This is a genomic window from Streptomyces sp. NPDC002574, from assembly GCF_042889545.1.
Classification (GTDB): Bacteria; Actinomycetota; Actinomycetes; order Streptomycetales; family Streptomycetaceae; genus Actinacidiphila.
In genome coordinates this window covers 205,252-217,849 of the sequence record NZ_JBIARB010000007.1, presented here as the reverse complement: position 1 = coordinate 217,849, position 12,598 = coordinate 205,252, and the positions used below count along the sequence as shown (strand labels likewise).

Here is a 12,598-nt window from a genome sequence, read left to right as displayed (position 1 = left end):
ACCACCCCGCTTTGGCGTCGCAGGAGGAATCCGGGAAACTCTCCTCATGCGCATCCCTTCCGTCACGGCGGTCGTCCTCGCCGGGCTGGCGGCCCTGGTGGCCCTCGGCCCGGTCGCGTACGCCACCAAGGAGAGCGGTGACGGGAAGGGCACGGTCGCCGTCTACGACGAGGCACTGGGTGCGGTCCGGGGCGACAAGGCCACGGTGTGCACCTTCCACATACGCGGCGAGGGCTTCGGGCCTGGGCAGGCGGTCAACTGGTCCGTGGGCCGCGCCAAGGGCGGCCCGGCGATGAACGGCACCTTTGTGACGGGGGACGAGGGGACGGGCAGTTCGGCCCGCATTGTGCTCGCCAACGGCGGCTACCGGCTGACATGGCTGGGAGACGGCGCGAAGCCGCGCAGCTTCACGGTGGCGTGTGCGGCGATGACGCAGACGCCCGCACCGGCGGCGCCGGCCTCGCCGGTGCCCTCGTACACCCCGGTGCCCGCCGCTTCGACGGCCGTGGTGCTGCCGGGCCAGGGGCCGTTGTCTGCGGCCTCGGGCACCTTGGGGGAGGCGTCGGGGACGGCGGGCGCGGTCGGGGCGGCGCTGGCCGCGGCCGCCCTGTGCGGGACCGGGGCCGCGGCGGTGCTGCTGCGCAGGCGGCGCCCGGCGCGCAGGGTCAGCCGGCACCGCAGGGCGGCGGGCTGAGACCGCCGGAGGCGGGGCTGTCGGTGCCGTGCCCGACAATGGTGGAGCCGTAGGACACCGAGGAGCACCACAGGACGGACGGGCACGATGGCGGTATGGGACGACGTGGTCGGCCAGGACCGGGTGACGGAGCAGCTTGCCGCCGCCGCGCGTGACGCCGACGCCTTTGTGACGGCCGCCGCCGCGGGCACCGCCTTGCCGTCCGCGTCGAAGATGACCCACGCCTGGCTGTTCACGGGCCCGCCCGGCGCGGGCCGCGACACGGCGGCACGCGCCTTCGCCGCCGCGCTGCAGTGCGTGAGCCCGGACCGGGCCCTGGGCGGCGCTCCGGGCTGCGGCTTCTGCGACGGGTGCCACACCACGCTGATCGGCACCCATGCCGACGTCGAGGTGGTGCGCACCGATCTGCTCTCCATCGGCGTCAAGGACACCCGTGACCTCGTCCGCCGCTCCATCCTGTCCCCGGCGTCCGGCCGCTGGCAGGTCATCGTCCTGGAGGACGCCGACCGCCTGACCGAGGGCGCCGGCAATGTGCTGCTGAAGGCCGTCGAGGAGCCCGCGCCGCGCACGGTGTGGCTGCTGTGCGCGCCCTCCATCGAGGACGTCCTGCCGACGATCCGCTCCCGCTGCCGTCACCTGGTGCTGCGCACCCCGCCCGTCCAGGCGGTCGCCGATGCGCTCGTACGCCGTGACGGCATCGACCCGCAGGTCGCCGAGGCCGTCGCCCGCGCCACCCAGGGCCACATGGACCGGGCGCGCCGGCTGGCCACCGACGAGCAGGCCAGGGCGCGGCGGGCGGCCGTGCTGAAGCTGCCGCTGCGCGTGGACGACGTCGGCGGCTGCCTCAAGGCCGCGCAGGAACTCGTGGACGCGGCGACGGAGGACGCCAAGCAGCTGTCGGAGGAGCTCGACGGCAAGGAGACCGAGGAGTTGCGCACCGCGCTCGGCGCCTCCGCGGGGGCGGGCAGCCGTATGCCGCGCGGCACGGCGGGCGTGATGAAGGACCTCGCCGATCGCCAGAAGCGCCGCTCCACCCGGACCCAGCGCGACACCCTCGACCTCGCCCTCACCGACCTGGCGGGCTTCTACCGGGACGTGCTGGCGGTGCAGGTCGGCACGTCCGTGGCCATCGCGAACCTCGAGGCGCGGGACGCCGTGGAGCGCATCGCGTCCGGCTCCCGCCCGGAGAACTCGCTGCGCCGCATCGAGGCCGTCCTGGCCTGCCGCGACGCGCTCGACCGGAACGTGGCGCCGCTGCTGGCGGTCGAGGCGATGACGCTGGCGCTGCGGGCCGGCTGACCGCACCGCCGTCGCGGACGCCCTCCCAGGGCCGCCGACCTGCTCATTTGTGCGGCGGACGGGTGATCGTTTGCGTTCCGCCGCGTCGTCGCCCGGTGCCGCGCGGGCCCTTGCCCCAGGCTGGCGTCCGGTGCCCCCGCTCCCTGTCCCCGCGGGGGTGAGCGAAGCGAGCGGGGGCGCGCCCCTGCCTCCGGCGTGGGTGCCCGTCCGCGCCCGGAGGGCTGTGGGGGACCTGCGCGAGGTGGTGTGCCGTACGTGCCCATGGTGGCCGAGGTCGTCCTTCTGTACGCGTTGCCGGCGCTGGCCGGCGCCGCCGCACTGCTGCTCGCCCGTTCGGCGCTGCGGCACTGGTGGGAGCAGCGCGCGGGCCGCGTCTACGAGCTGCCCGTCGCCTACGGCGGCGCGGCGCTGCGGGCGGGCGGGGCGGTCCTGGCCCTCGGTGCCGCGTTCCTGACGGCGGCCTTCCCGCCGCTCGCGGGCCTCGCGCCGGACGGGGCCCGGGACGTGGTCGTCGCGGCGGCCCCGGCGCCGCCCGCACCCGAGGACGTCCGGCCCGGGCAGCCCCCGGAGCCGGAGGAGGACGACGCCCCGCCGCGCACCCTGGGACATCCCTCCGGCGGCACGCTGGAGGAACTGGAGGACGGCACGCGCGTCTGGCTGCCGCCGCAGTACGACTTCCCGAACTCCGCCGGGCTGTACTTCCCCCTGGTCGTCGCCCACCTCGACCCCGCCGACCCGGACCTGTTCGCCGGGTTCGCCGCCCAGTCGCTGCGCGGCCTCGCCGATCCCGTCGTCGTCGTGCTGCCCGCCCGCTGCGGCGGCGGGGCGGTGGAGCTGCCGGACGCGGTGGGCCGGCTCTACCGCGTCCTGCCGGGCCGGACCGCCCGCGCGGTGCTCGGCGTGGGCCAGGACGCGGCGTGCGTGGTGCGCGGGCAGTTGGGGCACCCCTCCCGGTACGCGGCCGCGATCGGCGTCTCCGGCGCCTACGAACCGGATGGCCCCCAGGACCTGGAGAGCGGCCCCGCCCGTTCCCCCTCACGGCCGTACGGCGGCGACGCGTACCCGGACCGCGCCGCGGCGCGCCCGCAGCTGCTGCTCGCCGTCCCCTCGGGCGAGGAGAGCGCCCGCAGCTCCGCCCTCGCCCTGCGGGACCGGATGCGCGGGGTGCCCGCCGAAGTGCGGGTACTGGACAACATCACCCCCCGGCGCAGGCTCTTCGCGCTGGTCGCGGGATACGTCACCGAGAAGCTGGACGGGCCCGGACGGCCGTGACCGTATTCGGACTCTGTCGCGGAATCACCCGTATGAGGGCTGTGGATAACGGTTCGCCCGCGGCCGTGCGGATACGCTCGCAAATACCACCACGAGGAACCGAGGCTCTGATGGACACCCCGCGCCTGCTCCGTACTTCCGGCACCGTCCTCGCGGTCGCCGGGTTCCTGTTGTCCGCCTGTACGACCGGGGGGACGAGCCATTCCTCCGCGGCCACGTCGGCCGCGGAATCGCTCAGTGCCCTGCCCGCGGACATCCCGCAGGATCTACGGCCGTACTACGAGCAGAAGATCAGCTGGCAGGCGTGCAAGGACATGCCCGGCATGCAGTGCGGCACGATGAAGGCGCCGCTCGACTACAAGCATCCTTCGGGCGGCACGGACCTCAACCTGGCCGTCGCCCGCAAGAAGGCCGCGGGTCCCAGCAAGCGCCTCGGCTCCCTGCTGGTCAACCCGGGCGGCCCCGGCGGCTCGGCCATCGACTACCTGCAGTACGCCGCCTTCGGCTACCCCTCGGCCGTCACCGCGCGGTACGACATGGCCGCCATGGACCCGCGGGGCGTCGCCCGCAGCGAGCCGATCGTGTGCCTGCCCGACAAGCAGATGGACACCTACTCGGCCACCGACGTCACCCCCGACAACAAGGGCGAGGTCGACAAGCTCGTCGCCGCGGACAAGACCTTCGCCAACGGCTGCAAGCAGCGCTCCGGCAAGCTGCTGGAACACGTGACCACCGTCGACGCCGCCCGCGACATGGACATCTTCCGCTCGCTGCTCGGCGACGCGAAGCTGAACTACGTCGGCAAGTCCTACGGCACCTTCCTCGGCGCCACCTACGCCGGCCTGTTCCCCCAGCGCGTCGGCCGATTCGTCCTGGACGGTGCCATCGACCCGTCCGTCTCCGCCCTGGAGAGCAGCCGCGCCCAGGCCGGCGGGTTCGAGGTCGCCTTCGACGCCTTCGCCAAGGACTGCATCGGCCGGCACGACTGCCCGCTCGGCACCAAGAGCACCGCCGACGCCGGCCGACGCCTGGACGCCGTCTTCCGCTCCCTGGACGCCAAGCCGCTGCCCACCGGCTCCAGCCGCAAGCTGACCGAGGCGCTCGGCACCACCGGCGTGATCTCCGCGATGTACGACGAGAGCATGTGGCCCACCCTGCGCACCGGGCTCGCCAAGGCCGCCAAGGGTGACGGCAGCGTTCTGCTCCGCCTGTCCGACTCGTACTACGAGCGCGACAACCAGGGCCACTACTCGAACCTCATGTACGCCAACGCCGCGGTGAACTGCACCGATCTCCCGCCGGCCCTCACCGGCCCGCCCGCCGCCGATCAGGCGGTCTCCACCTTCCGCGAGGCCTCCTCGCACTTCGGCGACAACCTCGCGTGGTCCAGCCTCATCTGCGCCTACTGGCCCGTCCACCCCACCGGCCACCCCCAGCGCATCGAGGCCCGCGGCGCCGCCCCCATCCTCGTGGTCGGCACCACCCGCGACCCCGCGACCCCCTACGGCTGGGCGAAGTCCCTCGCCGAGCAGCTCGACTCCGGCGTCCTGCTGACCTACAAGGGCGACGGCCACACCGCCTACGCCCGCGGCAACGACTGCATCGACAAGGCCGTCAACACCTACCTCCTCAAGGGCACCCCGCCCGCCGCCGGCAAGACCTGCTGACCGGGCCCACCGGGAGGCCCCGACCCTGGTCAGGGCCTCCCTCAGAACTGTGTAGACTTGTGCCCGCTGCCGATGCGAAGCTGTCTCGGCAGCTTGCCGCCTTAGCTCAGTTGGCCAGAGCAACGCACTCGTAATGCGTAGGTCTCGGGTTCGAATCCCGAAGGCGGCTCCATCTTGAAGGGCCCAGGTCACATTCGTGACCTGGGCCCTTGTGTTTGCGTAGACAATCCCGGCGATGGGGCGCCCCTTCCGCGGCTCCCATGGCGCCACCACTGGACCCCGGCTGCGCGACCCGATGGCTTCCCGGCCCCCGCCCACGACGCGGAACGTGCCGAAGTCGACGTGGGGTCCAGGCCGGCGCGGTGCCGGGCGCTCGGCGCGGTCAGCCCCGGCCGGCGGGTCGGGGTCACCTCGGCACGGCTCGCCCCGGCCTCGCATCGGGGTGGATCCCCAGCCGTGCGACGCGGTCGCGGGGCGCCAGGACAGGGGTCTGTCCCCGGTTCGAAGGGACCGGGCCGGGTGGTGTCCTGCAGGCATCACCCGTCGCCGCGAGGAGCTCCGATGACATCCCTGTCCGTGGCGGACCTCAAGCCCGGCAGGAGAGACGACCGCGCCGAGCCGGTCGTCCGCAACGCGAGTATCCGCAGCGGTATCCCGAGAAAGGCCGAACGGCCATGACCAGCCCGATACCCGTCCTCTTCATCCACGGCCTGTGGCTGCACAGCGCGTCCTGGCAGCCGTGGATCGACCTGTTCGGCAACGAGGGCTACGCCCCGTCCGCGCCCGGCTGGCCCGGCGACCCCGACACCGTGGAGGAGGCACGGCAGAACCCCGAGAGCATCGCCGACCACGGCATCGACGACGTCGTCGAGCACTACGCGTCGATCATCCGCGGCCTGGAGACGCCGCCGATCCTCATCGGGCACTCCTTCGGCGGCATGATCGCCCAGAAGCTGCTCGGCCAGGACCTGGCCGCGGCCGCGGTGGCGATCGACGCGGCTCAGATCAAGGGGGTCCTGCCGCTGCCGCTGTCGGCGCTGCGGTCGACGCTGCCGGTGTTCAAGAACCCGGCGAACAAGCATCGCGCCGTGTCCCTGACCGCCGAGCAGTTCCGCTTCGCGTTCGGCAACGCCGTGAGCGAGGAGGAGTCGGACGCGCTGTTCGAGCAGTGGACCATTCCCGCGCCGGGCAAGCCGCTGTTCGAGGCCGCCGCGGCGAACTTCAATCCCCATTCGCCGGCCAAGGTCGACACCGAGAACTCCGGGCGCGGTCCGCTGCTGCTGATGTCCGGTGGCAAGGACCACACCGTCCCGGAGACCGTCACCCGCGCCACGCTCAAGCAGTACCGGCACTCCGAGGCGGTCACCGAGTTCATGACGTTCCCCGACCGCGGGCACTCGCTGACCATCGACGGCGGCTGGCGCGAGGTCGCGGACGAGGCACTGGCGTGGCTGCGGCGGCAGAGCCTGGGGACCGCGCGGTGACCGCTCCTTCGTTCGACCTCGGCCTGGCGGGGCAGCGAGCGGTGGTCACCGGCGCCGGTCGGGGCATCGGCCTGGCGATCACCGAGGGCCTGCTGGCGGCCGGGGCCCGAGTAGTCGCCGGGACCAGGAACCGGACGGAGGCACTCGACGGCCTGATCGAGCAGGGGGCCGAACTCACCGTCGTGGAGGTCGACCTGGCCACTCCCGAGGGCCCGGGCACGCTCGTTGCCGCCGCGGTCGAGTTGTACGGCGGGGTCGATGTCCTGGTGAACAACGTCGGCGCGGTACGGCCGCGCGTCGACGGCTTCCTTGCCACGACCGACGCCGACTGGGACTGGACGTTCGCGGTCAACCTCATGGCCGCGGTACGAACCACCCGCAGCGCGCTGCCGCACCTCATCGACACCGGGGACGGCCGGATCGTCACGGTCTCCTCCGTCAACGCCCGGCTTCCCGATCCGCTGGTCATCGACTACGGCGCCGCCAAGGCCGCTCTGTCCAGCTTCTGCAAGGCGCTGTCCAAGCAGGTGGGTCCCCAGGGCGTACGCGTCAACTCGGTGAGCCCGGGCCCGGTCGAGACACAGCTGTGGCGAGGCGCGGAGGGGGTGGCCGCGGCCGTTGGCGCCGGCCTGGGCATCGATCCGCGCACCGTCGCCGACACCGCCGCGGCCGAGGCGGTCACCGGGCGCTTCACCCTGCCCTCCGAAGTGGCCGACCTGGTCGTGTTCCTGGCCGGCCGGCGTTCGGGCAACGTCACCGGTGCCGATTTCCTCATCGACGGCGGCATGACCGACGCCCTCTGATCCCGGGGCAGTGCCGCCGGACACCCCGGCTCACCGTCACCCACCATCGATCTTGGAGCCCGAGTGAGATTCCACCTGCCCGGAAACCGCCGCCTGCTCGGCGTGGCCCTCGCCATGGCCGTCGCCCTGGGAGTGACCACGATCACCGCGACCGTGGCTCCCGCATCGGCGTCGTCCGCCGGCGAGCGGATGCCCACGGGGTTCAGCGAGCACAAGACACGCGTCGCCGGCATCGGCCTGCACTACGTCATCGGCGGCCGCGGACCGACGCTGCTGCTCGTCCACGGCTACCCGCAGACCTGGTACGAGTGGCACGACATCATGCCGGTCCTCGCCGAGCACTACACGGTCATCGCCCCCGATCTGCCCGGTGCCGGACAGAGCGACGCCCCGCCCTCCGGCTACGACAAGAAGACGATGGCCGCCGAACTGCACGCGCTGCTGATGTCGCTCGGCAGGGGCGGTGACGTGCGGATCGTCGGCCACGACATCGGCACGATGGTCGCCTACTCCTACGCCGCCCAATACCCGGCCACCGTCAAGAAGCTGGTCCTCAGTGAGGCGCCGATCCTGGACCTGGGCATCTACACGATCCCCTCGCTGACCGAACACGGCCCGGGTGTCTGGAACTTCGGGTTCTTCAACCTGACCGACGGGCTGCCGGAGAACATGATCAAGGGTCGCGAGGTCGCGTGGACCGCCGGCTTCATCGGCGGGTTCGAAGGCGTCCCGGGCGCGGTGAGCCCAGCCGACATCCGGGTGTTCGCCCACTACTTGCGTGACCCCGCCCACTTGGCGGCGAGCCTGGACTGGTTCCGCGTGTTCCCGCAGGACATCCGCGACAACGCGCAGTTCCGGAAGACCCCTCTCCCGATGCCCGTGCTCGCCATCGGCGCCTCGGGCAGCCTCGGCGACGCCGAGGGCGAGCAGGTCGCGTCGTACGCCTCCGACGTCACCGGGGTGACCGTCCCGGACTCCGGTCACTGGATCTACGAAGAACACCCCGAGGAGCTGACCGCCATGCTGCTCGGCTTCCTCGGCCGGCCCTGAAGCGCCCTGCTTCTGGAGGAGCGATCATGATCAAGAGCTTCCCCGCCTTCGAGCCCACGCCCGACCGCGAGCCGTTCTGGTTCCTCGGCGGGCGGGCCAGGATCCTGCTCCCGGGCCCCGCGACCGGCAACGCGCTGAGCCTGATGGAGTTCTCGGACCCGATAGGCCACGCGCCGCCGCACCACGTGCACGAGAACGAGGAAGAGCTCTGGTTCGTCCTCGACGGCGAGGTGTCGTTCTTCGTCGGTGACGAGCGCCACGACCTGATCGCCGGGCAGGTCGCCCACGGCCCGCGCGGCGTGCCGCACAGCTACCTGGTCCGCTCCGAGGGCGCGCGGATCGCCGTCGTCTTCAGCCCGGCCTGCATCGAGGAGTGGTTCAGGGCCAACGGGACCCCGGTCGGCGAGGCCGGGGACCTCCCGCCGGCCTTCGACCTGGCGGCCGTCGTGGGCTCGGCCGCGGCTTTCAGCCTGCGCGTCACCGGGCCGCCGCCGACGCTGTGATGTTCCACCGGACACCGCCGACCGAAGGAAGTTGACATGACGTACACCAAGCCCGTGCCGTCCGGACGCGCGGCCCTGCTGCGGCGCAAGAGCGTAGTGGTCCCCGCGATGGTGGCCGCGGCCCTGCTCGCCATTCCAGCGAGCTCGGAGGCCGTGCCGAACTCCTCCGCCCCGGCGCCCGCCGCCGCCGCGCACGCGGCCAGACCGACGATCGTCCTGGTGCACGGCGCCTTCGCCGACTCCTCCAGTTGGAACGGAGTGGTGGACCGGCTGGAGCGCGAGGGCTACTCCGTCGTCGGCCTGGCGAACCCGCTGCGCGACCTGGCCGGCGACGCGGCCTACGTGTCCAGCGTCCTCGACACCATCCCCGGCCCGGTCGTCCTGGTCGGCCACTCCTACGGAGGCGCGGTCATCACCGACGCCGCCGCGGGCCACGCCAACGTCAAGGCCCTGGTCTACATCGCGGCCTTCGCGCCCGATCAGGGCGAGAGCAGCCTGGGGATCACGAGTGAGTACCCGGGCAGCCGGCTGCCGTCGTCCCTCGTGGTGCGGCCGTTCCCCGGCGGCGGCCAGGACGCGTACATCGACCCCGCCGCCTTCAAGAAGGTCTTCGCGGCGGATGTGCCGACCGGTGAGGCCCGCCTGATGGCGGCGGGGCAACGTCCGGTCGCGCTCGCCGCGTTGGCCGCACCCAGCAGCGCACCGGCCTGGCGGACCATCCCGTCGTGGTACCTGGTCGCCGGCGCCGATCAGGCCATCCCGCCGGCCGCCGAGCGGGCCATGGCCCAGCGCGCCCATTCCCACACCGTGACCGTACCGGGCGCGTCGCACGCGGTGTCGGTCTCCCACCCCAAGGCCGTCGCGGACCTGGTCGTGGCGGCCGCCCGGGCCACCTCCTGACCGGTGACCACCGATCGGCGGACCACGCGGCGACGCGTGGTCCCGCCGTCCGCGCTCGGAAGGTCCGTCGCCGGGAAGGTCCGTCGCCGGGAGGGGGCGTCGCCGGGAGGGGGCGTCGGCCGACCGCGTCAACCGACCGAAGGAGGCCTCGGCGAGGACCGGTCGCCGTGGTGGGTCAGCGCGGCGGCCAGCTGATTGCGGGAGGCGATACCCAGCTTGGGGAACATGCGGTACAGGTGCGAGCTGACCGTCCGGTGCGACAGGAACAGACGCTGTCCTATCTCGCGGTTGGACAACCCCTGCGCGGCAAGCTCGGCGATCTGGGTTTCCTGCGGCGAGAGCAGCTCGCGCGGGTTCGACGTCGGCTGCCAGCCGCGTTCGCCCGTCGCACGGAGCTCCTGGTCGGCAAGGCGCGCCCACGTGCGGGCACCCACGGTGTCGAACGTGGCCCTCGCCGCCCGCAGCGGTTCGCGGGACTCGACGACGCGTCGCTGCCGGCGCAACCACGAGCCGTGAGCCAGCTCGATACGGGCGCGATGCCACGGCAGTTGGGAACCCGCGCCGTCCAGGGCGGCCTGGAAGAGCGGCTCGGCCGACGCGCGGTCGGCCAGCACCGCCCTCGAGTACTCCAGGGCGATGGCCGACCCGGTGGAGGGCGTGGCACCCACGATCCGTTCCATGGAGGTCAGTACGGATCTCGCCTCGGCCCGGCGATTGGTGCGGACGGCGGCGTCCGCCAAGTAGCTGAGCGTCCACACCTGCTGCATCCGCTGGAAGGCGGGGTCGGTGGGCACGAACACGCGGCGGAGCTCGCCGTACGCCTGCTCGTGACGGTTCGCGCCCAACTCCGCGATGCCCCGGGCGAGCTGCACGCCGGCCAGCAGGGACGACGCGGCGTTCGGGGTCCGCAGCGCCACGTGCTCGGCTTCCGCGAGCAGGTCGTGGCGCGGGTCCGGGCCCCCGCCCACCGCACCGATCAGCGCCACCGCGATGCGTGCGGTGGCGGCCCACAGCGACTGACCCGTCTCGTCCGCGAGTCGCATGGCCTCGTCCGCCGAGCGGGCCGCGTCGAAGAGCCCGAGGTAGGCCTCGGCCCACGCCCGTATCGCGAGTGCCTCGGCCAGCAGACTCATGCGGCCCTGCGCACGGAGCTCCTGGACGGGTGTGGACAGGAAGGTGACGGCATGGCGGAAATCGCCCGTGCAGAACGCCGCGATGCCCAGCAGGCCGGCCAGATCCGGGCGCCCGTCGGCGTCCGCCGGCCACCGCGCGAGCTGCTCGGCGACCATCGCGCTCTGCTCGTGGGACCCGGAGAGCGCGTGGATGGCCAGCAGCCGCGGGTCGCGGGCCGGCAGGTTCACCTGCTGGGCGGTCCGGACGATCTCGTGCCGCACCGCAGGACCGGGATCGCGCCACCACACCCTCCGGGCCGCACCGACCAGCAGCTGCATGGCGAGGTCGACGTCCTGTTCGCCGATGGCGTGCTGTGCCAGGCCCACCAAGTGGCGCACTTCCGCGGGCTCACCCGTGGAGCCGTCGTGGAAGACGCCCTCGAGCCACGCCAGCCGCGACCGGTCCCGGCGCCGCAGCGTCATCCCCGTGACCTGAGCCTTGATCTGCTCGACGTAGCTGAACCGGCCGAGTTGGTAACCCAGTTCCGCGGTACTGAGCAGACGCGCGGCCTGTGACTGCGGGTCCGGGCTCAGCGCGGCCGCGCGCTCGAGCCATGCGGCGGCCGAGGCGACCGCGCCACGGCGCTGGGCGTTGACGGCCGCCCGTTCCAACTCGGCCGCGATCTGTTCGTCACGTCCTGGCACCGAGGAGGCCCGGTGCCATACCGCGCGGTCCGGATGACCGGCCAGGACGTGCGCGAGTGCCGCGTGCGCCTGACGGCGTACGGCCAGCGGCATGCCCTGCCGAAGGGCCGAACCGACCAGCGGGTGGGCGATGCGGTACCGCTCGCCGACCACGGTCAGGAGCCCGTGGTCGAAGGCGGGCTGCGCCGTCGCGAGGTCGACCGGCGAACCGAAGAGGATCCCCGCGGCCGCGAGGACGTCGTCGAGGTCGTCACCGTCGTCCACCGCGGCGACGGTCAGCACTGCGCCCACGGCTCCGTCGAGCTGCCCGGCACGCGTGGCGAACGCCCGTTCCAGACGTGTGGTCATGGGCAGGTCCTCGTCGAACTCGGTCCACGCGTACCGCCCCGACCCCAGCGCGCCGGCGAACTCGAGCAGGGCGAGCGGATTGCCGCGGGCCTGCCGCAGCACACGATCGCGAACGGCCGAGGACAGCTGCGGCGCCCGCGTGTCCAGCAGCTCCGCCGATGCGGCGTCGTCGATGCCGTTCAGTTCCGTCCACTCGATCGTGTGGGCATCGGTGAACGACAGGGACTCGGGTCGCGACGTGCACAGCACGATCACCCGCTCACTGGCGATCCGGCGGCTGACAAAGGCCAGCACGTCGATCGACGGCTGGTCCATCCAGTGGAGATCGTCGAGGCTCACGAGGACCGGCCGTCGTCCCGCCGCGTCGACGAGCAGCTCCAGAACGGCCAGGGACGTGAAGAACGGTTCCACCTCGACCGAATCGCTCATGGCGAAGCAGACGAGGAGCGCGTCGCGCTGCTGGGCCGGCAGCCGGTCGACCCGGGGCAGCAGGGGACGCAGCAGCTGATGGAGGGCGGCGAACGGGAGGTGCGTCTCCGACTGACTGCCCCGCGCGGTGAGCACTGTGAACCCGGCGGACCTCGCGTGCTCCACGACCTCCGCCTGCAGCGCGCTCTTGCCCACCCCGGGCTCTCCGAACAGCCCGATCGCGAGCCCTCCGGAACCGACCGTTTCCAGGCGTCCGAACAGGGATCGCAGCTCGTCGTCGCGCCCGACGAGACGCCGGTCGTTGGTCGTGCTCACGGAATCGATCATCCGGT

10 protein-coding genes and 1 tRNA gene are annotated in these 12,598 nt (G+C 72.8%); 10 read left to right on the top strand and 1 reads right to left on the bottom strand.

Annotated features, from left to right (window positions below):
- Positions 1-46 precede the first annotated feature (46 nt).
- The 10 genes from ACFYXS_RS18440 to ACFYXS_RS18395 all read left to right on the top strand — a co-directional run bounded on the left by ACFYXS_RS18440 (position 47) and on the right by ACFYXS_RS18395 (position 9,672).
- A complete protein-coding gene (locus ACFYXS_RS18440) occupies positions 47-694 on the top strand; it encodes a hypothetical protein (RefSeq protein ID WP_389249252.1) in 648 nt (215 codons plus the stop codon).
- Positions 695-781: 87 nt separating this feature from the next.
- Complete coding sequence (locus tag ACFYXS_RS18435) at positions 782-1,993, top strand: DNA polymerase III subunit delta' (protein WP_389249250.1); 1,212 nt, start codon at positions 782-784, stop codon at positions 1,991-1,993.
- Between the two features lie 246 nt (positions 1,994-2,239).
- Positions 2,240-3,265, top strand: a complete 1,026-nt coding sequence (locus ACFYXS_RS18430; RefSeq protein ID WP_389249248.1) for a hypothetical protein — start codon at positions 2,240-2,242, stop codon at positions 3,263-3,265.
- A 110-nt stretch (positions 3,266-3,375) separates the two neighbouring features.
- The gene (locus tag ACFYXS_RS18425; protein ID WP_389249246.1) at positions 3,376-4,932 is read left to right on the top strand and encodes an alpha/beta hydrolase; all 1,557 of its coding nucleotides are present in this window, start codon (positions 3,376-3,378) and stop codon (positions 4,930-4,932) included.
- Between the two features lie 95 nt (positions 4,933-5,027).
- Positions 5,028-5,104, top strand: a tRNA-Thr gene (locus ACFYXS_RS18420).
- Between the two features lie 502 nt (positions 5,105-5,606).
- Complete coding sequence (locus tag ACFYXS_RS18415; RefSeq protein WP_389249244.1) at positions 5,607-6,416, top strand: alpha/beta hydrolase; 810 nt, start codon at positions 5,607-5,609, stop codon at positions 6,414-6,416.
- Positions 6,413-7,219 carry an SDR family NAD(P)-dependent oxidoreductase gene (locus ACFYXS_RS18410; protein WP_389249243.1) on the top strand — a complete coding sequence of 269 codons (807 nt, stop codon included), beginning with the start codon at positions 6,413-6,415 and terminating at the stop codon, positions 7,217-7,219. The genes ACFYXS_RS18415 and ACFYXS_RS18410 overlap by 4 nt, the downstream gene beginning before the upstream one ends.
- Before the next feature lie 63 nt (positions 7,220-7,282).
- Entirely contained in the window at positions 7,283-8,269 is a 987-nt protein-coding gene (locus tag ACFYXS_RS18405) for an alpha/beta fold hydrolase (RefSeq protein ID WP_389249241.1), read from the top strand.
- 26 nt (positions 8,270-8,295) lie between these two features.
- Positions 8,296-8,772, top strand: a complete 477-nt coding sequence (locus tag ACFYXS_RS18400) for a cupin domain-containing protein (RefSeq protein WP_389249239.1) — start codon at positions 8,296-8,298, stop codon at positions 8,770-8,772.
- A 36-nt stretch (positions 8,773-8,808) separates the two neighbouring features.
- Positions 8,809-9,672, top strand: a complete 864-nt coding sequence (locus ACFYXS_RS18395) for an alpha/beta fold hydrolase (RefSeq protein ID WP_389249237.1) — start codon at positions 8,809-8,811, stop codon at positions 9,670-9,672.
- A gap of 128 nt (positions 9,673-9,800) precedes the next feature.
- Here ACFYXS_RS18395 and ACFYXS_RS18390 read toward each other — a convergent pair whose 3' ends face one another.
- Positions 9,801-12,581, bottom strand: coding sequence for an ATP-binding protein (locus ACFYXS_RS18390; protein WP_389249235.1), 2,781 nt, complete (start codon positions 12,579-12,581; stop codon positions 9,801-9,803).
- Between the last annotated feature and the right edge of the window lie 17 nt (positions 12,582-12,598).